This is a genomic window from Stutzerimonas stutzeri, assembly GCF_024448695.1.
Taxonomy (GTDB): domain Bacteria; phylum Pseudomonadota; class Gammaproteobacteria; order Pseudomonadales; family Pseudomonadaceae; genus Stutzerimonas; species Stutzerimonas stutzeri_T.
This window is the reverse complement of the sequence record NZ_JAMOHY010000015.1, coordinates 55249-75408: the sequence shown is the minus strand read 5'-3', so window position 1 is coordinate 75408 and position 20160 is coordinate 55249. Positions and strand designations below refer to the sequence as shown.

General features: G+C 62.7%; 32 protein-coding genes, 2 other RNA genes and 1 pseudogene. 3 read left to right on the top strand and 32 right to left on the bottom strand.

Annotated elements, in window-relative coordinates; all coding sequences use genetic code 11:
* The 7 genes and pseudogenes from NAV32_RS12380 to NAV32_RS12350 form a co-directional block, all read right to left on the bottom strand.
* Nucleotides 1–633 (bottom strand): annotated as a pseudogene (locus NAV32_RS12380) (phage tail protein); the annotation flags it as partial.
* Nucleotides 633–1232 (bottom strand): YmfQ family protein, encoded by a 600-nt coding sequence (locus NAV32_RS12375; protein ID WP_256053108.1) that lies wholly within the window; start codon nt 1230–1232, stop codon nt 633–635. The pseudogene NAV32_RS12380 and the gene NAV32_RS12375, both read right to left, overlap by 1 nt.
* Nucleotides 1223–2284 carry a baseplate J/gp47 family protein gene (locus NAV32_RS12370; RefSeq protein ID WP_256053107.1) on the bottom strand — a complete coding sequence of 354 codons (1062 nt, stop codon included), beginning with the start codon at nt 2282–2284 and terminating at the stop codon, nt 1223–1225. The genes NAV32_RS12375 and NAV32_RS12370 overlap by 10 nt, the downstream gene beginning before the upstream one ends.
* Complete coding sequence (locus NAV32_RS12365) at nt 2284–2730, bottom strand: phage GP46 family protein (RefSeq protein WP_256053106.1); 447 nt, start codon at nt 2728–2730, stop codon at nt 2284–2286. The genes NAV32_RS12370 and NAV32_RS12365 overlap by 1 nt, the downstream gene beginning before the upstream one ends.
* Nucleotides 2657–3805 carry a phage minor head protein gene (locus tag NAV32_RS12360; protein ID WP_256053105.1) on the bottom strand — a complete coding sequence of 383 codons (1149 nt, stop codon included), beginning with the start codon at nt 3803–3805 and terminating at the stop codon, nt 2657–2659. Before NAV32_RS12360 ends, NAV32_RS12365 begins: the two co-directional genes overlap by 74 nt.
* Nucleotides 3805–5337, bottom strand: coding sequence for a DUF935 domain-containing protein (locus NAV32_RS12355; RefSeq protein ID WP_256053104.1), 1533 nt, complete (start codon nt 5335–5337; stop codon nt 3805–3807). The genes NAV32_RS12360 and NAV32_RS12355 overlap by 1 nt, the downstream gene beginning before the upstream one ends.
* Before the next feature lie 20 nt (nt 5338–5357).
* A complete protein-coding gene (locus NAV32_RS12350; RefSeq protein ID WP_256053103.1) occupies nt 5358–6899 on the bottom strand; it encodes a hypothetical protein in 1542 nt (513 codons plus the stop codon).
* A 59-nt stretch (nt 6900–6958) separates the two neighbouring features.
* Between NAV32_RS12350 and NAV32_RS12345 the strand changes: the two genes are divergently transcribed.
* Complete coding sequence (locus tag NAV32_RS12345; protein WP_256053102.1) at nt 6959–7444, top strand: hypothetical protein; 486 nt, start codon at nt 6959–6961, stop codon at nt 7442–7444.
* A 2-nt stretch (nt 7445–7446) separates the two neighbouring features.
* Here NAV32_RS12345 and NAV32_RS12340 read toward each other — a convergent pair whose 3' ends face one another.
* The 25 genes from NAV32_RS12340 to NAV32_RS12220 all read right to left on the bottom strand — a co-directional run bounded on the left by NAV32_RS12340 (nt 7447) and on the right by NAV32_RS12220 (nt 18913).
* A complete protein-coding gene (locus tag NAV32_RS12340; RefSeq protein WP_256053101.1) occupies nt 7447–7959 on the bottom strand; it encodes a DUF3486 family protein in 513 nt (170 codons plus the stop codon).
* 1 nt (nt 7960) lies between these two features.
* The gene (locus NAV32_RS12335) at nt 7961–8272 is read right to left on the bottom strand and encodes a hypothetical protein (RefSeq protein WP_256053100.1); all 312 of its coding nucleotides are present in this window, start codon (nt 8270–8272) and stop codon (nt 7961–7963) included.
* Entirely contained in the window at nt 8265–8648 is a 384-nt protein-coding gene (locus NAV32_RS12330) for a hypothetical protein (protein ID WP_256053099.1), read from the bottom strand. Before NAV32_RS12330 ends, NAV32_RS12335 begins: the two co-directional genes overlap by 8 nt.
* A complete protein-coding gene (locus NAV32_RS12325) occupies nt 8648–9274 on the bottom strand; it encodes a hypothetical protein (RefSeq protein ID WP_256053098.1) in 627 nt (208 codons plus the stop codon). The genes NAV32_RS12330 and NAV32_RS12325 overlap by 1 nt, the downstream gene beginning before the upstream one ends.
* On the bottom strand, nt 9271–9789 hold the full coding sequence (locus NAV32_RS12320) for a lysozyme (protein WP_256053097.1): 519 nt from the start codon (nt 9787–9789) through the stop codon (nt 9271–9273). The genes NAV32_RS12325 and NAV32_RS12320 overlap by 4 nt, the downstream gene beginning before the upstream one ends.
* On the bottom strand, nt 9786–10127 hold the full coding sequence (locus NAV32_RS12315; RefSeq protein WP_256053096.1) for a hypothetical protein: 342 nt from the start codon (nt 10125–10127) through the stop codon (nt 9786–9788). Before NAV32_RS12315 ends, NAV32_RS12320 begins: the two co-directional genes overlap by 4 nt.
* Before the next feature lie 90 nt (nt 10128–10217).
* Nucleotides 10218–10844, bottom strand: a complete 627-nt coding sequence (locus tag NAV32_RS12310; protein WP_256053095.1) for a hypothetical protein — start codon at nt 10842–10844, stop codon at nt 10218–10220.
* A 79-nt stretch (nt 10845–10923) separates the two neighbouring features.
* The gene (locus NAV32_RS12305) at nt 10924–11352 is read right to left on the bottom strand and encodes a Mor transcription activator family protein (RefSeq protein WP_256053094.1); all 429 of its coding nucleotides are present in this window, start codon (nt 11350–11352) and stop codon (nt 10924–10926) included.
* Nucleotides 11352–11750 (bottom strand): gp16 family protein, encoded by a 399-nt coding sequence (locus tag NAV32_RS12300; RefSeq protein WP_256053093.1) that lies wholly within the window; start codon nt 11748–11750, stop codon nt 11352–11354. The genes NAV32_RS12305 and NAV32_RS12300 overlap by 1 nt, the downstream gene beginning before the upstream one ends.
* The gene (locus NAV32_RS12295; RefSeq protein WP_256053092.1) at nt 11747–11950 is read right to left on the bottom strand and encodes a hypothetical protein; all 204 of its coding nucleotides are present in this window, start codon (nt 11948–11950) and stop codon (nt 11747–11749) included. Before NAV32_RS12295 ends, NAV32_RS12300 begins: the two co-directional genes overlap by 4 nt.
* Nucleotides 11947–12228: a hypothetical protein gene (locus NAV32_RS12290; protein ID WP_256053091.1), complete on the bottom strand. Its 282-nt coding sequence runs from the start codon at nt 12226–12228 to the stop codon at nt 11947–11949. Before NAV32_RS12290 ends, NAV32_RS12295 begins: the two co-directional genes overlap by 4 nt.
* Nucleotides 12229–12298, bottom strand: an RNA gene (locus NAV32_RS12285) — hammerhead ribozyme type II.
* A complete protein-coding gene (locus NAV32_RS12280; RefSeq protein ID WP_256053090.1) occupies nt 12297–12701 on the bottom strand; it encodes a hypothetical protein in 405 nt (134 codons plus the stop codon). Before NAV32_RS12280 ends, NAV32_RS12285 begins: the two co-directional genes overlap by 2 nt.
* 5 nt (nt 12702–12706) lie before the next feature.
* An RNA gene (locus tag NAV32_RS12275) (hammerhead ribozyme type II) lies at nt 12707–12779 on the bottom strand.
* Nucleotides 12779–13078, bottom strand: a complete 300-nt coding sequence (locus tag NAV32_RS12270; protein WP_256053089.1) for an HU family DNA-binding protein — start codon at nt 13076–13078, stop codon at nt 12779–12781. The genes NAV32_RS12275 and NAV32_RS12270 overlap by 1 nt, the downstream gene beginning before the upstream one ends.
* 15 nt (nt 13079–13093) lie before the next feature.
* Entirely contained in the window at nt 13094–13330 is a 237-nt protein-coding gene (locus tag NAV32_RS12265; RefSeq protein WP_256053088.1) for a hypothetical protein, read from the bottom strand.
* Between the two features lie 73 nt (nt 13331–13403).
* Nucleotides 13404–13694 (bottom strand): hypothetical protein, encoded by a 291-nt coding sequence (locus NAV32_RS12260; protein ID WP_256053087.1) that lies wholly within the window; start codon nt 13692–13694, stop codon nt 13404–13406.
* A 1-nt stretch (nt 13695) separates the two neighbouring features.
* Entirely contained in the window at nt 13696–13899 is a 204-nt protein-coding gene (locus NAV32_RS12255) for a hypothetical protein (RefSeq protein ID WP_256053086.1), read from the bottom strand.
* A gap of 7 nt (nt 13900–13906) precedes the next feature.
* The gene (locus tag NAV32_RS12250) at nt 13907–14524 is read right to left on the bottom strand and encodes a DUF3164 family protein (RefSeq protein ID WP_256053085.1); all 618 of its coding nucleotides are present in this window, start codon (nt 14522–14524) and stop codon (nt 13907–13909) included.
* A 13-nt stretch (nt 14525–14537) separates the two neighbouring features.
* Nucleotides 14538–14855, bottom strand: coding sequence for a hypothetical protein (locus tag NAV32_RS12245; protein WP_256053084.1), 318 nt, complete (start codon nt 14853–14855; stop codon nt 14538–14540).
* Nucleotides 14836–15228, bottom strand: coding sequence for a hypothetical protein (locus NAV32_RS12240; protein WP_256053083.1), 393 nt, complete (start codon nt 15226–15228; stop codon nt 14836–14838). Before NAV32_RS12240 ends, NAV32_RS12245 begins: the two co-directional genes overlap by 20 nt.
* Nucleotides 15225–15848: a hypothetical protein gene (locus tag NAV32_RS12235; RefSeq protein WP_256053082.1), complete on the bottom strand. Its 624-nt coding sequence runs from the start codon at nt 15846–15848 to the stop codon at nt 15225–15227. Before NAV32_RS12235 ends, NAV32_RS12240 begins: the two co-directional genes overlap by 4 nt.
* Complete coding sequence (locus tag NAV32_RS12230; protein WP_181296994.1) at nt 15848–16576, bottom strand: AAA family ATPase; 729 nt, start codon at nt 16574–16576, stop codon at nt 15848–15850. Before NAV32_RS12230 ends, NAV32_RS12235 begins: the two co-directional genes overlap by 1 nt.
* Nucleotides 16577–16614: 38 nt before the next feature.
* A complete protein-coding gene (locus NAV32_RS12225; protein WP_256053081.1) occupies nt 16615–18672 on the bottom strand; it encodes a DNA-binding protein in 2058 nt (685 codons plus the stop codon).
* 49 nt (nt 18673–18721) lie between these two features.
* Entirely contained in the window at nt 18722–18913 is a 192-nt protein-coding gene (locus NAV32_RS12220) for a DNA-binding protein (RefSeq protein ID WP_256053080.1), read from the bottom strand.
* 91 nt (nt 18914–19004) lie between these two features.
* Between NAV32_RS12220 and NAV32_RS12215 the strand changes: the two genes are divergently transcribed.
* Nucleotides 19005–19391 carry an XRE family transcriptional regulator gene (locus NAV32_RS12215; RefSeq protein ID WP_256053079.1) on the top strand — a complete coding sequence of 129 codons (387 nt, stop codon included), beginning with the start codon at nt 19005–19007 and terminating at the stop codon, nt 19389–19391.
* Between the two features lie 10 nt (nt 19392–19401).
* The gene (locus tag NAV32_RS12210) at nt 19402–20007 is read left to right on the top strand and encodes a hypothetical protein (protein ID WP_256053078.1); all 606 of its coding nucleotides are present in this window, start codon (nt 19402–19404) and stop codon (nt 20005–20007) included.
* Nucleotides 20008–20160 lie beyond the last annotated feature (153 nt).

Sequence of the window (20160 nt, the reverse complement as noted above, 5' to 3'; positions counted from 1 at the left end):
TAGTTCCGAGCCGCCCAGCGCTCCGTAGCCACCTGGAGCAAACACGGTTGTGGTCTCGAAAACGGGGCGCCCCAGCGGGGTCGTGTCATGCCGGCCAATCGGCCACCAGCCGCCCGCGCCGTCGCTGCGTAGGTGCCACCAATCGCCGGCACCCATAAGCACCAGGAACGGATAGCCGGCGGCGCGCAGGTGGGTGTGGAACTTGATTTTGTCGTCGTCTGACGCACGAACTGTTAATCGATTCCCGCTGTTGTCGGTGCGTCGGACGATGACGTCGCGCACGCCCAACGCTGCATTACTGGGCGGGAGCGTGGCGGCAACCTCTGCCCCGCTGGCATCGATCAGCAGGAGGCCCATTTGGTCGGAATCCAGGGAGGCCGATGCGTTAATGGCGCTGATGACCTGGTCCGGCACTTTGCGGCTGATGAGGATGTTTATAGCGCGCTGCAGCTGGTCTTCTTCGGTTTCGGCAGGCACAAGGTCCGCGCTGCGGATGACGTTGAGAAGCTCATCGGTGACTTGGTTGGCCCAGCCCGCCGGATCTCGCGACGCAGGCACGCCCAGCAGCGGATTGCCGTCGGTGAACTTGCCGTTGAGCAAGGCCACGCCAGGCTCTGATTTCGGGTAATCCATTAGATTTCTCCGTAGTTGAAAAAGAGTATGGAGCCAGCCGGCTTACGCTTTTGCATGACGCATTCGAGCTGGCTGTTGCCCCATGCCCGATAGGGTTCGCCCATGGCCGAGCGACCATGGCGGCGCTCGATCATCAGGGTCTCGGGCAGGTTGAGCTGCCAGACGTCTTCCCAATCCTCGCCGCCGTACGCTTCACCCATGCGGGCGCGGCCATGGCGGCGAGCGTGGTATTCGGTGATGGTGGCGGCGGGGTAGCCCATGGCTTCGGCCAGTGCGAGGAAGTAGGCGCGGCTCTGGCCGCCCAGGCCGATGATCTTGGTGACCACGGCGTTGACGCGCTCCTGGACGGTGAGCGAGCCCTGTACGCTGCAGTCGTCGGGCAGGCCGAGCGCTGCTTCCCATCGGGTCAGTGTCTCGAACGCCTCCGCCGGGTCCGCTTCGCGGTAGAGGTCGTCCGCGCGTTGGTGGGCACGAGCCAGCGGCTGCCCGAGGGCACGCAGCAACGCCTGCAGCGTGCTGTCCGGGTCCTGCGACCAAGCGGCGCCGGGCGGCAGTAGCTGGCTCAGCAGCCGACCGTAGTCATCGCCTGTCAGGCCCACGTGATACCCCCGAAGGTGGACATCTGCCCCGTCGTTAGCAGTACATCGCCCGCCGGGTACAGCACGCTGTTGTCGCGCTCGCCATTTGCGACGCTGACTGCTTCGCGAATATGGCTCAGCAGCAGGGAGCCTCCTGGGATCGCTTCGCGGCGGTGCAGGTCGCGCAGTTCGGCCTCAATGGCAGCTTGGACTTGCACGGTGTTTGGCACCGCGCGAATCTGGTACTGCAGCGGCTCAGCCACTGGTGGAAGGACATAGACTGACCGGCGCCCGGCGGGACGGCGCTCGGCAATGTAGGCCGCGCATACCGTAAGCACTTCGGCGCTGGGAATGGGGTCGTCCTGGTTGTCGCAGACGATACGGACTATGACGCTGCCGCTGCTTTGTTCATGCTCGGTGGCCCAGGCGCGAGTGATAGCGGGGTGGGATTCAAGCGCCCAGGTTTCGTAGTCGGTCAGGCTGCCGCCCTGGGGAGGCTCTGCCATGCGTCGATGTACGCGGGCGCGCAGGCCTTCCAAGGCTTCAAGGTCGGCACCGCCGGTCAGACCGTCAACCGCGACGATTGCGGTGGTCTGGATACCGCTGACCGGGCTGAGCAGCGTGAGCCGAGCGCCGGCAGACACGTTGCCTGCGCTGCCGAGCGTCTGTGCGTCCACCGTGGCCAAGCCGGTCGTGCTGGTGAGGGTGACGGATTCGCGGACGGTGTAGACCAGGTCTTGGCTGTACTGCAGCGCAGTTCCGGCCAACAAGGTCGCGCCGATTGCTCCAGAGACTTGCACCTGGCCGGCAGCGCCGACCGGATCGCGATACCAGAGTTTGTAGCGACGCGCCCAGCGCTCGACGCCTTCGGCATCGGCGAGTTCGTCCGGCAGCATATTGCGCCAGCGGTGCTCGATGTGGGCGTGCAGGCCCTGCACGGCACCGGCCTCGGCGAAGGCGAGGACGCCAAGCGTGCTGCGGCGGGTGCGCGCTTCGGTACCGGGCAGGTGGGCCTCGATGTCGCTGCCGATTTGCTGGCGGGTTTGCTCAAGCGTGGGCACAGGGAACGGCATTACAGGTTCTCCCACAGGGTGTCGTATTGATGGTTTTCGGTGCGACCATCGCGGCGCAGAACGGCGACCTGCAGGCGCAGCCAGCCGCGCCGGGGCACTGTGGCGGTGACCTCGGTGCGTGCGGCGATGCCGTCGTCCAGCGTCCAGCTGATGCTTTCCTTGCCGTAGTCGCGGGCGCGGCGCAGGGTTTCGGTAATCTCTTTTTCGCGGCTGAGCAGCCAGAGTCGGGAGCCGATCTGGTCGCCGGCCACGTTGGGCCAGGCATCACCCGGCCAGCCACGACGGTCATGGGCATCGCCTGGCAACACGTCGTCGGCACGGGCGCGGCGGTCGGAAAACAGGCTGATGATGACGGGCGTCTGCAGGCTACGATCAAGCACCAGATCGCCATGCTCGATGGCGATGTCGGCTTCGCGACCGTTCCAGCTCAGGGCGATGTCGGTCATTGCGCATCCCCTGATGTACCGGTACCGGTCTGAACGCCGCCATGACTGTGTTCAATCTGGCTGATGCCGCCTGCCGGCTGGGCGTGGTGCCATCGAGCATGGCCTGCACCAGGGCGTAATCGTCGACGACTACGGTGGGCTGGTTGACGAGCTGCTCGGTCACCACCGTTTCGGTGAGGATGACGACTGATCTCGTTGCACCAATACCTTCTGCAGCTTCCTTGCTCAGCAGCCCAACGGGAAAGCCTCCGGCAGGTTTGCGGTACCACTCGGCAAACGCCGGACCGGCCACCAGGTCGGCGATGCTCGCCCGCGCCATTGCTGCCGGGGTAGACGTCAGCTTGTCGATCAGGTGTTGACTGAGGCTCGCGCGCCGCCCACCCGGTGGATAGTGGAAAGCCGGATGGACGCCCTTCGGGATCTGCTGCACCTCGCCGGTGCGGTTGTTGACGTAGGGCACATGCGGCACCTCGGGCGACTCGCCGACCTCGATGCCCTGGCGCTGCAGCTGGCCAGCCGTCATGGGGATGACCCGGCACTTGCAGCCCCATTCCTTGACCGGCATATGGCTCTGCCAAAAAGGATCGTCAACCGACAGCACCAGGCCGTCCCAGGCGCTGTGCTGCAGGCGTGGGTTTTCGGAGTTGCCGCCGTCGTACTGCAGATAGGGAAACGCCGCTTTGCGGTCCTGGATGCGCTGCCATTGGCCTTCGCTGTGGGCGGTGCGCAGGTTGGTGTCATAGATGGTCTTGAGACGCCTCGGGCTGCCCAGCTGAACGTCGCGTACTTCGCCGGTCAGTGGGTCCAGCCGATCCTGCCGCCCCCACCAGCCTTTCGCCTGCAGGGTCGGCATCAGCCGCTTTTGAAACTCCTGCAGCGTGGTGCCCTCGGCCAGCGCCCGGTCGACCTCGGCGCGGATGTCCTGGAGCAGATCCAGCTGCATGGCTTTGGCCACGGTGAACGCGGCTTGATGCTGCGCCTGCCAGACGTCGCGATAGTCGAAGCCAACGGCGTAGCCCTTCTGGCGGAAGTACTCGATAGCCTCTTCTGGCGGCAGTGCCTGCAACTCGATCATCAGACAGCACCCGTCCGACCCGCCAGGGTGCCGGCGAACATGCCTTGGGCGATCAACTCAGCGAGCTGGCCGGCGTTCAGCTGGGGGATAACCTCGGGCAGGCGATCACGAAACTCTTCGATGCTCTTGCAGCTGGCGAGCAGTTGCTGCACGGGGCTGACCAGATCGGCCACCGGCTGCCAGTCATTGGCGAGCTGTTCGGCCAGGTCATCCAGTGGGTCTGTCTGAGCCTGTGCCTTTAGCGCGACAATACGAGTTGCGGCCTTGCCGTCCGGCGCGGGCTGAACAGTGCCAAGCACGGCGTCACCCTTGCCCGGCAGGGGAATGCGCAGCTTGTCGTGTGCCCAGTTGACCGGGATCTGCAGGCCGGCATTCACCAGCTTGGGCAGTGCTTCGGCGTAGGTGCCCAGATCCTCCGCTTCGACCAGGTCGAACTGGAAGCGCGGCAGGCGCCGGGGGTCGCGCTCGCCGCCCTTGTTCAAGACCAGGAGTGGATAAAGCAGATCCTGTCGCAGTGTTGTGGCGACCTGTTTGGCATCGGCCTTGAGCAGGTCGTGGCGCACTTCGTTGTGCACGTTACCCAAAGCATTGGTGCTGCTTGCACCGTCGGCCTGGCTGGTGAGTGTGCCGCCGAGGATGGCCTTGGACATGCTCTTCTCGGCCCACTGGACCATCCAATCGAACGGCTCGTGGGTGCCTTTGGCCGCTTCCTTGAAGTCGATGGCCATCCCTTCAGGGATGATGCCAGCGGCGTTGTGGCCGATGTTGACCACGGCGCGCAGCAGGGTGGCTTTCTCGTCTGCAGTGGCACCGTTGGGGTATTTGCCCAGGCGTACCGGCAGCCCGTAGATCTCAAGAAACTCGGCTAGGTCGCGCGCGGCGAAGGCTTTAAACAGGTACGGCCAGGCCAGTACCCGATACAGACCACCGCGCGCTACATAGCCGGACTTGGCCTTGTGCTGGTGCATGATCCAGCCAAACGGCTGCAGCGGCTCCCCTTCGGCACTGCCGTCGCGCAGGCGCAGTTCGGTGCGGGTGGTCGCGTCAAGCTGGAACCAGGATGCCTCGCGATAGTTGAACGCCTTGGGCAGCCATTCACGCCCGTACATTGCCCATTCCAGCTCTATGCCGGCGAAGCCTTTGCCGATGGCGTCGAGCATGTCGAACAGCAGATCTTCGAAGTCGGGCAGGTCTTGCAGCACTTCGTTCAGCCAATCGGCTTCGGCCTGTTCCACGGTTGAAGGGTTGCGTGGCGGCACCACGGACCAGTCGACGGTGGTGAGTGCGCGACGGCGCTTGCCGATCTCGGCGAGCAGGTGCGCGTCCTTTTCTTCCATGTCCTGGAAGAGTTCGCACTGGGCCTTGATGTCGCCCTGTTCGGCAGCTCTGAGAATGCTGGCCAGCCTGGGCGGGGTCAGGCCGCTGGAGGGGTGATCGGCAAATTCCTGCTGCAGTTGACCGAGGCGCGAAGTCTGTTGCTCGCGCAGGGTGCTCTTCTCGAAGGGGCGTCCGTGAATGTCTACGATTGCCATGGCATTGGTTCCTGATGGAGCTACCAGGCGCCTTGCCAGGTGCCCGGTTGATCGTCGTCGCTCTCGGCCCAGCGGTCGGCGCGGGGCGGTGCGGGGGTGTATTCGATGGGAGCGGCGGGGTGGCGGCTGGCAAAGTAGGCGAGCACACCGGTAATGGCCGCGTCGCCGTGGCGCTTGCCGCCGCCTTTTTCAGTGGTGCGGCTATCGGGGATGCGGGGGATGCCCTTGATGACCTTGATGGCCCGGTAATCGTCGATGGTGTCCTTGTCGGCGGGCAGATCGTCGAGGGTGCCGTCTTCGAGGCCGGCCTTGAACGGCGGCATGTTGTCCCGGTACCAGCCTTCAGTGAGCATGACCTGGCTGATGCGGGTATGCCCGTAACGCACGGCAGCCGCCTCGGCGATTGCCTGGCCGTTGCCTCGGGCATCGTTGGCCCCGGCGAGAAAGTTGGGCAGACGATCAACGATGAAGAACAGGATCTGTTCTTGTTGCTTGAACGGCACGTTGCGCAGCTCGACCTGGAACGGCGGGCGGCGGCGCAAGTCCTGACTTTGCAGCAGCGGCAGGATGACGGAGAGGTCACCACTGCGACCAAAGTCCATGCCATAGAAGCTGCGAGCCTCGCGGGGCAGGGCTTCCAGCAGGGGTAGCAACTCGCGCTCGCACCAGGACAGCGAATCGGCCAGGCGCATGTGCTCGGCGATCGTCTCATAGCCCTGCGGGTAGGCCAGGCGCAGCACGGGCACTTCGCGGCTGGATCGTTGCTCAAGCAGCGCCAGACTGAGGTAGGCACCGCCTCCCTGGCTGGGTACACAGTCGAGTTCCTCTTCGGCGGCATCGCCATAGAAGTCGTAGACATCCTGGACCCAGGCGGCTTCCTCTTCGGCTGTCCATGTGATGCCTTTGCGCATGCAAACTCGTTGATACAGCCCTTGCTCGACCGCTTCACGAAAGGTGCAGCGGAACAGAAGACCCTTGCGTTTGCCCGCACGGATCTCCTCGATCAGCTCATTGAACGGGTTGTCGGTGCCGTCATGGGTGCTGATGACATGCACCTCGCCACCCCAGATCAGCAGCGCCAGCGCGGCCTTGAGCAGCTCGGCCAGGTCCTGGTGGAACGCTGCCTCATCGATTACCACCACACCCTGACGACCGCGCAGGTTGGAAGGGCGGCTGGTGAGCGCGGTGATCCGAAAGCCTGACGGGAAGCTGATGGTGTACGTCTTGATGTGCTTGTCGGGATCTTCGTCCGGCCAGATGCCTTCCTCGATCTCCCCGGCTGCATAGTTGAAGGCACGCGCCCACATGGCACACGCCTGGATGTACTCGACCGTCATGTCCTGGTTGTAGCCGAGGTAGTAGACGGTCTGCCCCTTGGCCTCACGGCTGGCGGCGGCGACCAGAACGTTGTCGGCTGCCTCAGCCCAGGTAAGGCCGATACGGCGCGATTTCTCGGCGACCTTGAGCGGAGAGCGCAGGCCGATCCAGTCCTTCTGGTAGTCGAGCAGGACGGCGGGGATGTCAAGGGCGGCGGTGTTGTCCAAGACTACTGGCATATTCATGGCAGGAGCACTCCGGTGGTAGGCTCGCTGTGCCAAATAACATGCGAAGGGGCAGCAGAATGCTGGATATGTTGAGCGGCGCGTTGGCCAGCGCGAAGACGGCTAGTGAGATGGGGAAAACCATTCTTGAGCTGCGCGATGGCGAGAAGATTAGGGCAGCAGTATTCGACCTTCGCAGCCAGTTGATGGATCTGCAGGAGCGAATGCTTCGCGCGAGTGAAGAACAAATGTTGCTGCTGGGTCGAGTCGCTGAGCTGGAGCAGGCGCTTGCTGATAAAGGCGAGCGGGCTCTGAAGCGTGCTCGCTATGATCGATATCAGTTCGAAGCCACTGGGTTTATGGCGTACAGACTTAAGGCGGAGTATCGAACTGAAGAACTGGACCACTATCTGTGCAGCAACTGCCTGGAAAAGGATGACTCGTATATGACCTTGCACGGGAAAGACCAAGTGCTTACCTGCCCTGCATGCAAGACCAGCATCCGAGCCACACCTGCCGCTAAGAGACAAGTCCGACGCAGCAGCTACTCGATACGCGATTACTAAGCTCATCCCGCCACCCCTAGAATTTCCCGGCGGATCTCGGCCACGGTGGTCGCGTCGAGGCCACCTTTCTTGGCTATCTTCTCGACCTGGCTGGCGGCTGCTTCGGCCTTAGTACGCACTTCAGACTTCCACTTGGCCTGGACCACCGAGGCGCGGCCCAGTTCGGCCACGGCCTTGGCCACCTTGGGCAGGTCGATCTGGTCGCCTTCGGTCATTAACAGCTTGAACAGGTGTTCCTGGACGAGGCGCATAAGCGCTTCGTTGACGGCGCCTTCCTCGTCCGGTGCGGCGGCGACAACGGCGCGGGCCTGCTCGCTGGCCATCTTCAGGGCTGATAGCCGCTCTTCGAAGCCCTGACCGTAACGGTGCAGCGCGCTCTTGCTGATGGCGAAGCCGCGTTCGGTCAGCTCTGCGGAGAGGGCCTCGTAGTCACTGAAGTTGTTCTCGGCCAGGGCCTGGTCGAGCCATGCCTTGACCTCACCGGGGAGCGTGGCGACCTTGCTGCGCGGCGGCACGTCAGGCGCTCCAGTACTTTTCAGGCCGGGCGATGCCAGGCCGGCAGTCGACGGTGTACTCGGCAATGTCGACGCCATAGTGAGTCAGGCCGCAGATCCACGGACCGCTCGGCTGCTTGACCAGCGTCACCAGACTGCGGTCGGCCAGGTAGTCCAGTTCACGGCGCACTTCCAGAGCGGTGGCGTCGGGGTAGATGCCTTGCAGGGTGGAGAGCACCACGGCTTCATGCGGATCTACAGGGCGGGCGTTGTTGAGGGTGAGCAGGATGTACCAGCGCATCGACTCGCGACGGGCTTTGGCGGGATCAATCATGGCGGGCTCCATTGATCTGGATGAGTTCGAGCTTGGAAGCCAGGGCATCGAGCTTGGCCTCGATTACGGTCTGGTTGCGGACGTAGTCTTCGCGGCGCACGTAGTTGACCGGCAGGTCGGCCTGGAAGCGCAGAAAGGTCTTCTCCAGCTGCTGCAGGGCCTCGGCGTCTTTGTCCTGGCGCGTGAGCACCTTGTCGAAGTGCTGTTCCCACTGCCGGGAGGCAGCCTGGCGGGCGTTATCCTGGGCAATGAAGCGTTCGGCCTGGCGCTTCTCGAACTGGCTCAGCAGCAGCTTTACCAGGCCGAACATAAGGGTGCTGAAGATGCTGAGCAGGGAGATGGCCCAGCCGATGATTTGTGCCCAATCGAATGGCATTACGGTTGCCCTTGTAGGGTGTCGATCAGTGCATCGAGCTGTGCGGCGGTGTTGCGGCACTGCTCGGCGTAGCGAACGTGGTGGGTGAGGATGTCGCGTTGGCCGAGGCCGCTATCGAGTTGCTCAGCGGCGAGGGTTTGGGGGCCTTGCGCAGCAACTCGCTGGGGATCTGCGGCGGCGAGCATTGGGGCTCGGGCGCCGGTGGCTTCGTCCCACACGCGGACAAAGCCAGCAGTGAACACGCAAGCAGGCAGAGGCTTGGGCGGCGCATCGAGCGCTTCCCGATAGAGGTCGTTGACACGGGCTATTTCCTCTGTGAGGTAGTCGGTAACTTGGCGGTGTTTACGTTGCTCGGCGGCCAGGTTCGCGGCCAGCTGGTCATTGCGTGCTTGCTCGTCTTGCAGGCGCTTTGCAGCCGTTTTGGCATTGGCGGCGGCAACCTGAGCACGCTCCAGCTCCAGTCCCAGGTACTTGTATTCCAGTTCGAGCAGTGCGATCTCGCCTTCGTCCTGGGCCTGCTTGTAGCCGTCCTGATAGGCCGCCTGTTCCAGGTAGTTGACCCACAGGCCCAGCGCGGCGACGAGAGCCAGCGGCAACCAGAGGCGTAGGTAGCTGAACCAGCTCATAGCCCCGCCTCACACATACGTACCTCGGCCAGGCGGCGGTTGTGCAGCCCCCTGACGAAGCGACCACCTGCATAGGCCCATACAGGTGTTTTGCCGTCAGCAGCCCAGGCGATTGCTTTGCAGCCTTCGGCGAGACGTCCGGCGTTGATCAGGCCCACGGCACGGCTGGCGCAGGTGCGTGGGTTGCCGAAGTTATGGCCATGGCTGCTCAGAGCATCGAATACCTGTTGTGGGGTGTCTGGGTTTGTCAGGCAGTCCGCCAGTTCGAGCTGGCCGTTCTCGACCACCATTCGCTCGATTTCTTCGCAGCGCTCGTCGGACCAGTAGTCGCCCACCACCAGCGGATAGGGGCTGGTGTGCCGGGTGATGCCTTTGCATACCGTGGGCAGACCACCGGCCAGCTTGTCGGCATAGACACGGTTCTGGTCTGCACCCTCCCAAGTACCCAGGAAGGCCATCAGCGTGCCACTGGCGAGCACCAAGGTGCCTGCGGCAATACGGGCACGCAGGCTCATGCGCTGGCCTTCTTGCCGAGGGAGGCGCGCAGCTCGGCCAAGCGAGCATTGCCTACCTCGGGCACTGACTGTTTGAAATCGGATATGCGCGGCAGGGGTGAATGGCGACGTGGGGCAGCGGGAGGTTTCTGTCGAGCCTGTCCAGCGCGATCAGCTTGATGCTGGCGGTAGGTCTGGAGTTTGGAGAAGGCAGTCGTTACATGCTCGCGCACCAGGTCGCGCCACTGTGCTGGCACGGCATCGAGCATCCGCGCACGCTGCTCGCGCGAGGGCTCGGCGAGAATGGCGGCGGCATGCTCGCGTGGGGTTCGGGGTGAATGCGTAGGCTGGTTGGTCATGCCGCCATGTTCGGCGGCGGCGGGATGTCAAAGGAGCTTGAAGGGGTTCAGTAGATACAAGAAGCCCCGCGCGTGGCGGGGCTTGGTGAGTTAGAGAGGCTCGACCGCAAACATCAACAGTTGTACTTCGACGGCTGGAATGAATGTTATGCGCTTACCATCAATCTCCATACTGTCTTTATTGCCGGCCTGGACAACCTTGATTGCCCACTCTGAGCGCTCAGGCCAGCTCGGAAACAGGACCGACAGAAAGCGTTCAAGCATGTTGGCATTTACGCTATTCAGAGCATCATCTGTGCTAACAATGATACTCAGAGTTGTCTTCTCGACGGACTGATGAAGCTCCACCCCTGATATGTCCATAACGCCTGCTGAGTCGCCACCTGTTCTACCAACCAGACGGGTGCGGCCATCCGGCGTGGTCGGTGCTGGTTTGAGGGTCGGCGCAAACGGACCGAGAGCGGCAAGCAGTTGATCATGATTAATACCCAGTCCTTTGCTGTTTGTTGCGGGAGCTGCAAGGGAGTGCTGGGTCTGTTGATCGGCTTCTGGACCATATTTCTCGTCAAGGTAGTTGCCGCCAACAACTATGGGAATCAGCGCAAGACAACCCACTATAAATCCGCCACCTACAGCAATGACCGGCCCTGCCTTGCGGCGGAATGCGCTAAGCGTCACCAGCGCCCAGATCACTATGAAAAAAATCATAATCGCCATGTTTGACACTCCCTGCGCAACGAAAAGGCCTCACTCAGGTGAGACTGGTTTTGCTTGCTTCGAAATAGTGGCGTAAGCCCTAATGGAACAAATCGCCCGTCGCCTCAGGCGATGGCTGCTTCAGGATCTCCCACACGCGCCGGTCGCTCAGCTTGTAGCTGCGCGCGAGCTCGGCCACGAGGGTGTTGGCTGACACGCCTTCACGCACGCCCTGAACGTACTGGCGATTGATCTCCAGGTCACGTAGGCGGCGAATGGCCGCGTCGCACTTGGGAATGTACAGCGGCACGCTGCCCCATTGCTCCGCCATGATGGTGGCAGCGCGTTCGCCGATGACCTCTTTCAAGGCTTCGTGCCGGATGATGCCGAGGCGGCGCACGCCTTTGGCTACCGGCCAGGTGGTACCGCCCAACTCGTCGACCAGGCGCTGGGCTGCAGGCAGGCCAATGGCCTCCGCGATATCCAGCAGTTGCTTTGGCAGCAGCTCTTTGACCTGGTCGATTTCCATTAGGTGGGCTTCCCGTGTCGCTTGGCGTCATAAACAAAGGCGGCGACCAGGCGTTGCAACTGGCCACTATCGAGCCATTCTACCCGCTCGACCTTGAACATACGCAACGCCATGGCATCAGCGTAGGCCCAGGGACGGTTCGCTTCAGCGAGGAAGGCTTCGATCTTACCAACCAGCGCCGCCCGATCTGGCGCGGGCTTTGGCACTGCTCTGCCGGCCTTCTTCGCCGGCTTTGGCTGGAATCCGAGGCGGACGAATTCCGCCAGCACGGCGCTGACCTGGCGCGGGCTTAGATCCTTGGCCGAGCGCACGCCGGCGACACGGGCCAGCAAGGCGCGGTAGGTGTCGTCATCCAGACCCAGCTGGGCCTTGGCGATGTGGATCTTGGCCAAACTCATTGCTTGGCCCGCCGTTTGGCATTGCGGACTTCGTTGGTGCAAGCCTTGCACCAGCTACTCAAGCGGGTCTGCCCGGCTGTGTAGAAGAATTCGCCATCGGCGGGCCAGTATTCAGCGCACTTGGTGCACAGCTTCTCTGGTGCGTAATTGGCGATACGCACTCGGGGCATGGCGCGCAGGTCAGGTTGCTGAAGGTTCATTGCGGATTCCTCGGGTCCATGGCCGCCAGAAAGGCATCAGGATGGCGCCGGGCGATTGCGGCCAGGTAGCGGATGCCCAAGGTGATCACCTCGTCCACTTCCTCGAAGCCGCCGACCTGTTGCATCAGCTCCAGGTCGGCGCGGGTGCCCTGGTAGGTGGTCAGTTTCATGACCTCGGCCCCGACACGCGCACGCTTCTCAGCCCGGCGATTGCGCAGTGCCTGTTGGCGCTTGGCATCCTGCTGGCGGATGCGGTCGGTTCGTTGTTTATTGCTCATCTATGGCTGCTCATCAGTACCGGGCAACCACGCCCGGCAGACCTTCGCCCTGGTGGGCGAGGTTTCGCTCAGCGGATGCGTTCGATGGCCTGGTTATTGGCGAGCAGGTGGCGCTTCAGGCTGTTGAAGCTGCTCCAGTGCGGAAGGAAGTACACATAACGCTCCGCCGTCAGCTTGTTGGCTTCGCGCTTGCCAAAAAGCTTCCGGTACTCTTCAACTCTCTTCGCGCTGTAGACGCGCCGTTCTACCTTGCGGAAAAAGCGGCGAGCCTCTTCATGCAGCGGTTCGCCATTCTCAGCCTGGAACCATTTCCCATCGAGCACGCCGTCGACATAGATGGAGGTCATCCATTTACGGCTTTTCGAGTCGGTTTCCTGAGCCAGGGTGACCTCGAACTGGTCGCACTTCAGCTTCATATGGCCCCAAGGGCATGCCATCTGCGCCTTCAAATCGTCCCAATCTTGTTGCTGCATAGATTCCTCGGCTGCTCATCAGTACCCAGCCACCGCGCTGGGCAGACCAGCCCCGGCCTGGCCGGGGTGGTTTCGCTTTAGAGTTGGTTGATGGCCTCGTCCAGGGGCTTGGCGACTGCCAACTTCACTGTGTTCTTCGCCGGGATCTCGATGGCCGCGCCGGTAGACGGATTGCGGCCACTACGCGCAGCACGCTTGCCGGCCTTGAGCTTGCCGATGCCCGGCAGCGGAACGTCGTTGCCTGCCTTGAGGGTGCGGGCTGCAACGATGGATAGGCGGTTGAGCACGGCATCCACCTGGGTCTTGCTGATTGGCGTGCCGTTGACACCGAGTTCCAGGGTGATGGTGTCTATCAGATCTTTCTGAGTCAGGGTCATGGTGGTGCTCCGCATTTAGTGCAGGGTGGGTTTAGGTGTGTTGGTGTCGGCCTGCTCGGTGCTGTCGCGCTTGGCTTGGCACTGCGGGCAGGGGCAGTTGCCTGCCATGAAAGCTTTGGCGGCCTGTTCGGCCACGCTGGCCAGAACCTTGGCAATGCGGCCCGAAGCCGAACTCTCCATGGCGCTGTCGCCTTCGACGCGGATGGAAAGTCCGCCGCCCTCGTCGCTGATCGTGATGGTGTGTTGAGCCATGGTGGTGGCCTCCTAGCGTTGGCGTTTGAAGGTGATGCGGTAATCGCGGCGGGTATCGTGATAGCGCTGCATGTCACACCACCAATGGCCGGACGCCCGGCGTTCCGGCATCGCTCAGCGTCTGCAGGTAGCGGGCAATCGCGTTCAGGTTTTCCATCGGCACCGAGCTGTCCGCTGTGCCAGGCACACGGAAGTAATGGGAGCCTGCGCGGCTGTGGTCATCCGCTGTTGCCAGCAGGGTCTGCTCAAGCGCGCCCTTGGCACCCGCAGCCAGCCCATACAGGCCATCGGCGGGATAGCGGGTGGTCAGGCTGATCCAGCCGGTGATATCGCAGACGGCGTAGATGGTGGTCGATATGGCCATGTCAGCATCCTTCCTTCAGCGCGTGCAGGCGTGGCGGGGTGAATCGCGACGGGCTCCAGTCGCATACCTCGTCGGCTGGGGTGTGGCCGAAAATCAGAGTGCAGCGGCGGCAATGCACGCAGTCACCGCAGGTCTTGCCATCAGGTAGATCCATTCCATCCTCGGGCCGCTTGCCGCGCCGGTATGGTTCGCGTTCTTCGATCATGGCCATCTCATACCCCCGCAATATCAAGGCTGATGGGCTGGTACTGGTCGGTATCGCCAACCCGCTCATAGATGCGGATGTAGCTCTTGGAGCCGACGACCTGGCAGGCCTCGCCGATGGCCTTCATCGCCCGTTGCCAGCGCTCGTCGCCAATCTCCAGGCGGCGCAGGGCAAGCACGCGGGCGGTGCGGATCTCGCCCTTGGTGTCCGTGCGGAAGGCGTCGTTGACCAGCGTGACGACCTCGGGGCGGGCGCCCTCGGTCCAGTCGCGCAAGCATTCGTCGATCAAGGAACGGGCAGCCTGCAGGCGCTCGTCCAGAACGATGCTTTCCTGGACGGCGAGTTGGATCTTGTAGCGACCGTCGAAGCTGAGCAGGGTGACGTTGCCCTTCTTGCCGCCGACGCGGGCGCCGTACTCTTCGAAGCTCATTTCGATGAAAGCCTTGATGTCGCCGAACGCCGCCTGCTTGTAGTCGTGCAGTTCGCCGCTCAGTTCGCTGGCACGATCAACCAGGTGGCGGACCAGGCGGTCGCGCTCCTGGTCGATGGGTTTGATCATGCCTTCATGCACCAGGCGACCCTGGGCGTCTTGCCGGTAGCCGGCGGGGATCTGTTGAGTGGTCATGCGGTTGTTGCTCCTAGTGTGTTGTTGCCCATTCTTCGGGGCGGGTGTAGCTGATGGCTTCGCGCCATTCGAGGGTGACGCCCATGAACTGGACGGTGTACTTGGTGCTGCCGGCGGTGGCGGAGCGGGTGAAGCCGTCCACTAGGCGCTGCTTCAACAGTTGGCGCCCACCTTCGGGGTCGATGGTCAGGCGATGGCCGACGGGATCGAAGTGGTGCAGGCGAATGCCCACACGGCGCAGCGCGCGTGCTGCTTCGTTGAAGCCCTGCAGACGCCCGGCAAGAACTGGCGTCAGCACTTTCAAAGAAGGATTACTGGTACTGGTGTGCATGGGCCGACTCCTGTCTGTTGCAGGTTGGGTTGTTTGCGCAGTGTTGGCAGGCGCGCCAGTGCTGCATGGCCATCGGGTTATGCGTTGGCGCCGGCCTTTCGCGGAACGTTTGGCACTGGATGAGCGTGATCGTCGACTCCAGCGCCGGGCAGTCCAGCTGCCCCAGCGCATCGAGCACGCGGCGTTCAACGCCAGCCGTGCTGTTGGACGGGTAGCAGTTGCGCAAGGCCGTGCTGACGGTGGCGCGGTTCATGCCGATGCGGCGAGCCGCGACGGTCATGTTGCTGCGCTCGACCTCGGCTGCTAGCAGGCCGACCCATAGGGGCGGGTTACCGCCCCAGGCTTCTTGGACGGATTGTCGGATGGCAGTCATGCGCGGGCCTCCAACGCTTGGACGCGCGTATAAACGACTTGCCCGAGGTTTGGGTCAAACAGCTGGCCCATGCCTTGGATCATTGGCGCACGTGGTCCGGTGTACTTCCCTGGCATAAGGCGGTAGCGAGCTGCGCGCCCTCGCGGGCCGCTGGTCCCTGCCGACACCTCGACAACGTATCCGGCTCGCTGAAGCCAGAGCAGATAGCTGTATGCGGTTTTCGGTGTGGTTTTTGCGGAAACAGAAGCCTGTGCCGCCAGCTCTTCGGCTGATACTTCGCCGAGAATTCGCAGGCTGCGCCACATGGCTTCGGTCCCCATGCCCGCTACGCGTGGTTTGCCAGAGCGCGTTACCGACGGTGCTTCTACGCCGCAATCCTTGACTAGCTTGAGAAACTGCTCCTTCCCCCGCGTGGCCTTTTCTCCAGCGATGCCGATATATCCCGCTCGCTGGAAGCCTTGGATGCAATATCGGGTTGTTTCGAGGTCCAGGTCCGCGACCCAGGCAATCTGTTGAACGGTAAACGGGCGCTGTTCTGCACGGACGGCTTCCCAGACCAACTGGCGGTTATCTTTGGTGCCATTCATTTCCAAATGGATAGGCTTGCGACCGATGCCCATTACGCGCGCCTCCGAGCCGGCGCCTCGCCGGTAAACCAGCCCCGGCCGAGCTGCTTCCACTGCTGCAGATCGACGGCGTCCAGGCCAATGGCTTCGGCCTCGGAGTAAATGCGGTACAGGTTGACCGCCACACGCCGCAGGCAGCCGTGGACCGCTTTGCGCAGGTCTTCGAGCAACGCATCTTCGATCTGCAGTTTTGGATAGCTGGCTGCTGCAAGCGCCTGCATGTCTTCGAGGGTTGCAGGCTGCGCCGGCACCCATTCGAGCACTCGGTTGTGCAGCCGCTCCAACTTGGCCAAGCTGGTGGGGACGCGCTCTTCGCCGATCAGGACCAAGGTGCCCTGGCTCGCGTTGTAGATATCGGTCAGGACGTTGGCCACTGCCTTGTCCAGCAGGTACTGGACGTCATCGATGATCAGGGGGCGGCCGCTGCGCGACAGCTGCTCGGCGACCTGGTCAACCATGTCGGAAAGGGTGCGGCCCGGCAGGACTGACATTTCGCGCAGGATGGCCTGCAGAAAGGCCTTCTTGCTCCAGGTGTCCCGGCATTCGACGTAGTAGGCGCGGTAGCGGTTGGCCGCGAAGGCAGCACCAACGCTCTTACCGAGTCCACTCGCGCCATACATGGCGACCAAGCCCGGCAGCCCCATCGGGCGGGATTGAGCGCGTTCAATGGCGCTGGCCAGAAGTCCTACGTTTGTCAGTGCAACGATCTTGCTAACACTCATTACAGCTCTCCTTGTGGCCTCCCCCGAGGCCGGTTGCGTTAAGCGCGGGCCTGTTGGCTTGGGTCCGCGTCGAACAAATCACGCATCGAGGTGTATTCGCTGCGGCTCGGGTAATGGTCGTGCCAGCGCGCCTCGTGCTCTGTTAGTGGTTCGCCGCCATCACGCAGGCGGGCGTCCAGTTGCTTCCATAGGCGGTAGCGCGCAACGCTGTCGCCGGGTAGCTGGAAGGTGGGTTGCTGCTCGATCTGCAGGGCGGCGTGCTGGCGGGCGTCGGCCAACTGCTCGTCCGTGTACTGGGGCGCGGTATTGCGGGGCAGGATGCGCACCTCGACCTTCTCACCGGTGAGCGTTTCGCCCTTGGTTCCCAGACGGGCCAGCTGCCCCTTGATGCGCGTGTCATCCTTGCGCTCAAGCTTGGTGAAGACCTTGCGCACGTTGCCGTCTAGCTCGGCCTCGCCGATGTGCTCGCCGTCCAGGGTGTAGATGCCCACCCGCTGGGCGTCGCGGTAATCCCAGGCAACCCGCACTTGCTGGCCGTGCAGCAAATCCAAATCTTTTAGGAAGTAAACACCGCTGTTGATGCGCACCTGTCCACGGTCTACGTAGCGCAGCTCCTGAGGCCGGGTCAGTGAGGTGACCAGATCGAGCGGCGCAGTAATCGGCTCGAACCCATCAGCCAGCGCCGCCGTCCAGGCTTCGTTCGGCGTCTGGTGGCGCACGCGCCCGGTCTGCGGGTCGCGCGCTTTCGGCAGGCCGCGGTGCGGCTGGTCGTTGTAGGCATCCAACGCGACAGCAAGGCGCGTCCAAAAGTCGAACAGCGTCGGCATCTGTTTCGGTGCTTCGCCGCCCTTCAAGGCCTTGCGGCTGATGCGGAAGGCTCTGGTGCCGGCCTGCTTGTCCATGTCGGCGCCGATATAGCTGTCGAACTCTTTGGCCAACCGCACCAGAATCGTCCGATGCGAGCGCTCGATAACGCCACGCGCCTGGGAGTTGTAAGGCAGCGCATTGGTCATGCCACCACCGAGGCGATCAATCACCTCGCGCACCTGGGCGTTGTCGAAGCCTGAACCGTTGTCTACATAGAACTCACGGAACATCCCGCAGCGGGCGATGCCGCTGGTGAGCATGTCCAGCGTGGCCAGCGCCGACTCGGCCAGGTTGATGGCGTAGCCGACAACGCGCCGGGTGTGCCAGTCCAGACAGGTCGTGATCTCCGGTCGGAACGGCTTGTTCGTGCGCGGATCGAGCACTTCGGCATCGAAGGTGTGGCCGTCTGCTACCCATACGTCGTTCGGCAACAGATGGTCGCTACCCAGGCGGTGGTAGGCCTTCAGCGACTTCAGTTCCTGCGCGCTCATGCGCCCTTGCTCACGCGCCTGCGGCGAGAGCTTTTTAAGGAAGCGGCGCACCTGGTGAATGCTCGGACAATCGCCCGCCTGATCTTGGGCGAAGAACGCGTACGCCGCCTCGACACTGGGTTTCTGCGGGCGCTGGTAGTGCTTGAGGAATTCGGCGGCCCAGTCGGGCACGCCCATGTTCGCCTTGCGACGGGCCGGCGCCAAGCCGATTTCCCCATGCTTGCGGTAGTCGGCCAACCAGCGTTTGAGGGTGCGCTCGCTCAGCGTGCGATCAGGGCTTTTGCGATCATTGGCCCGTTCGACACGCTCTGCCAGGTACTGGCTGAGCTGCCCGTCACGCGCCATACCGACCAGCGTCAGGATGGCCCGTTGCTGTGTGACGGCCTGGCTCATTCGCTCGATTTCACGAATGATCGACAGCCGCGCCGTCATCACGCTGCGTTGATGATCGTTCAAGCGTGACGCGGAAACGCCGTCACGCTCGTTATATACGTAGCGGGCGGATACGGGCTCAGGAGCTTCGAAAGGCGTTGGCGGGGTGCTGAGCTGTGTGACCAATAAGGCATTCAGGGCTTCCTTGGGCAGCAAGGCGACCGAGTACTCGATGGCTTTGCTGCCGAGGCGGCGCTGACCTTCCCACCCTTGACGATCGGCAAGCTTGCGCACGCCGAAGGCTGTGCCAGGCAGCCCTGGCAGGCCTGCAAGCTCCTTAGCCGTGTACCAGTCTCGGATAGGCATGGGTAACTCCTCAAGTCGTTGACGTTGTGCGAATGACTGCGACAATGCGTCAATCCTCAACTGGCAGGCCGAGCGCGATGCGTACCTCGCGCCCCTCGCCGTAGTGGCCCTGGCGCATACCCCGCACCACGTCGCTGACGGTGCGGTACTTGAAGCCATGCTCGGCGGCGAACGACTTGAGCGTCTGACCCTGCTTGCGAAGGCGGTGTTTGATCTCGTTGGGGGTGGGTTGCGTGGTCATGCGGGTCCTCCTGTTCACTGCGCTTGACTGCGAATTGAAGTCAATGATGGTAACTAAATAGTTACCTGTCAATAGTAAAGGAGAGGTATTTGTGACCATAGGCGAGCGCCTGAGGGAGGAACGTGAACGGCTTGGCTTTGCCCAGCCTGCCTTTGCTGGACTGGCGGGAACGACGAAGAAGAGTCAGATCGACTACGAAAAGGACTTAACGCAGCCAAAAGCCGGGTACTTAGCTGCAGTCTCCAAAGTCGGCGCCGACGTGCAGTACATCGTCACAGGAGTCCGCAGCTCGGCGGCTCTTAGCGCTGACGAGGAGGAGTTGCTCGCGCGTTACCGCGCCGCGCCGCTGGCGGTGAAGGCTGCAGCCATCGGCGCTCTCCAAGGCGCCGCCGGGGCGGTGCAGGTGGATAAGAGCGTCAACGTCAGCGCGCCAGGCGGTCATGCCGCCGGCCGCGACATGGCCATAGAAAGGAAGTGAGGAAAAAGATGTGAGCAAGAAAGTCGAAGCGTCGGAAGGATACGCGGCAGGCAGGGACATCAACTCGACCGCTGCGCCCGCCGTGCATGTGCAAACTATAGCCGGCGGCACCAATATCATCGGCAACCAGGGCGACATCCATATCCAGTTCGGGGCTGCGCCACCGGCTCGCTTCAGGGTCGTCGTCCAGCCGGGGCCGCAGCACATCTCCGAGGAGCAGAAGGCGCAGCTGAAAGCGCTGTGCGATGAATGGGTGAAGCTGCACACCACGCTCAAGAAGAAGCCGCTTACCTATGGCATCGCCTGGTCGCGCATCAACAAGGCCGCCGGAACTACCTCGTACAGCCTGATCCTCCAGGAGCGTTTTGCCGATGCGGTCACGCTGGTTCAGCGTGAGATGGCCACGCTGAGAAACATGCGCTCAGCCCCGCGCAAGGACGACTCCTGGCGCGCCAAGCGCGTGGGCGCCATCAAGGCGCGCTGCAAAAACCAGCTCGGCGATCCCGACTTCTACAAGGCATACATCAAGAAGAGCTTCCAAGCTGATTCGCTGGCCGATCTGGCAACCGAAGAGCTGCAGAAAACCTATGCCTACGTCATGGCCAAGCGCGGATAACGCCACGGGTAAAGCAACTCTGTAGTTGCTTTACCCGATTGCTTTTCTCGGTAGGCGTGAGCTGAATGCTCTTGGCTGAAAGCCAGTGAACCGGGAGGCTTCGGGGGAAAAGCAACTGCGATGCCTTGATTGTGCAGCGGTTGTTTTTCTCTC

Excerpts from the sequence above, each read along its gene's own strand:
- NAV32_RS12265 (WP_256053088.1), bottom strand. The coding sequence starts at position 13,330 with ATGGCTCAACACACCATCACGATCAGCGACGAGGGCGGCGGACTTTCC.
- NAV32_RS12310 (WP_256053095.1), bottom strand. The coding sequence starts at position 10,844 with ATGGCGATTATGATTTTTTTCATAGTGATCTGGGCGCTGGTGACGCTT.
- NAV32_RS12250 (WP_256053085.1), bottom strand. The coding sequence starts at position 14,524 with ATGACCACTCAACAGATCCCCGCCGGCTACCGGCAAGACGCCCAGGGT.
- NAV32_RS12350 (WP_256053103.1), bottom strand. The coding sequence starts at position 6,899 with ATGAATATGCCAGTAGTCTTGGACAACACCGCCGCCCTTGACATCCCC.
- NAV32_RS12370 (WP_256053107.1), bottom strand. The coding sequence starts at position 2,284 with ATGCCGTTCCCTGTGCCCACGCTTGAGCAAACCCGCCAGCAAATCGGC.
- NAV32_RS12220 (WP_256053080.1), bottom strand. The coding sequence starts at position 18,913 with ATGACCACGCAACCCACCCCCAACGAGATCAAACACCGCCTTCGCAAG.
- NAV32_RS12330 (WP_256053099.1), bottom strand. The coding sequence starts at position 8,648 with ATGCCATTCGATTGGGCACAAATCATCGGCTGGGCCATCTCCCTGCTC.
- NAV32_RS12360 (WP_256053105.1), bottom strand. The coding sequence starts at position 3,805 with ATGATCGAGTTGCAGGCACTGCCGCCAGAAGAGGCTATCGAGTACTTC.
- NAV32_RS12270 (WP_256053089.1), bottom strand. The coding sequence starts at position 13,078 with ATGACCCTGACTCAGAAAGATCTGATAGACACCATCACCCTGGAACTC.
- NAV32_RS12255 (WP_256053086.1), bottom strand. The coding sequence starts at position 13,899 with ATGATCGAAGAACGCGAACCATACCGGCGCGGCAAGCGGCCCGAGGAT.
- NAV32_RS12295 (WP_256053092.1), bottom strand. The coding sequence starts at position 11,950 with ATGAACCTTCAGCAACCTGACCTGCGCGCCATGCCCCGAGTGCGTATC.
- NAV32_RS12305 (WP_256053094.1), bottom strand. The coding sequence starts at position 11,352 with ATGGAAATCGACCAGGTCAAAGAGCTGCTGCCAAAGCAACTGCTGGAT.
- NAV32_RS12320 (WP_256053097.1), bottom strand. The coding sequence starts at position 9,789 with ATGAGCCTGCGTGCCCGTATTGCCGCAGGCACCTTGGTGCTCGCCAGT.
- NAV32_RS12260 (WP_256053087.1), bottom strand. The coding sequence starts at position 13,694 with ATGGCCATATCGACCACCATCTACGCCGTCTGCGATATCACCGGCTGG.
- NAV32_RS12365 (WP_256053106.1), bottom strand. The coding sequence starts at position 2,730 with ATGACCGACATCGCCCTGAGCTGGAACGGTCGCGAAGCCGACATCGCC.
- NAV32_RS12355 (WP_256053104.1), bottom strand. The coding sequence starts at position 5,337 with ATGGCAATCGTAGACATTCACGGACGCCCCTTCGAGAAGAGCACCCTG.
- NAV32_RS12230 (WP_181296994.1), bottom strand. The coding sequence starts at position 16,576 with ATGAGTGTTAGCAAGATCGTTGCACTGACAAACGTAGGACTTCTGGCC.
- NAV32_RS12245 (WP_256053084.1), bottom strand. The coding sequence starts at position 14,855 with ATGCACACCAGTACCAGTAATCCTTCTTTGAAAGTGCTGACGCCAGTT.
- NAV32_RS12345 (WP_256053102.1), top strand. The coding sequence starts at position 6,959 with ATGCTGGATATGTTGAGCGGCGCGTTGGCCAGCGCGAAGACGGCTAGT.
- NAV32_RS12280 (WP_256053090.1), bottom strand. The coding sequence starts at position 12,701 with ATGCAGCAACAAGATTGGGACGATTTGAAGGCGCAGATGGCATGCCCT.
- NAV32_RS12290 (WP_256053091.1), bottom strand. The coding sequence starts at position 12,228 with ATGAGCAATAAACAACGAACCGACCGCATCCGCCAGCAGGATGCCAAG.
- NAV32_RS12240 (WP_256053083.1), bottom strand. The coding sequence starts at position 15,228 with ATGACTGCCATCCGACAATCCGTCCAAGAAGCCTGGGGCGGTAACCCG.
- NAV32_RS12225 (WP_256053081.1), bottom strand. The coding sequence starts at position 18,672 with ATGCCTATCCGAGACTGGTACACGGCTAAGGAGCTTGCAGGCCTGCCA.
- NAV32_RS12335 (WP_256053100.1), bottom strand. The coding sequence starts at position 8,272 with ATGATTGATCCCGCCAAAGCCCGTCGCGAGTCGATGCGCTGGTACATC.
- NAV32_RS12235 (WP_256053082.1), bottom strand. The coding sequence starts at position 15,848 with ATGGGCATCGGTCGCAAGCCTATCCATTTGGAAATGAATGGCACCAAA.
- NAV32_RS12325 (WP_256053098.1), bottom strand. The coding sequence starts at position 9,274 with ATGAGCTGGTTCAGCTACCTACGCCTCTGGTTGCCGCTGGCTCTCGTC.
- NAV32_RS12300 (WP_256053093.1), bottom strand. The coding sequence starts at position 11,750 with ATGAGTTTGGCCAAGATCCACATCGCCAAGGCCCAGCTGGGTCTGGAT.
- NAV32_RS12315 (WP_256053096.1), bottom strand. The coding sequence starts at position 10,127 with ATGACCAACCAGCCTACGCATTCACCCCGAACCCCACGCGAGCATGCC.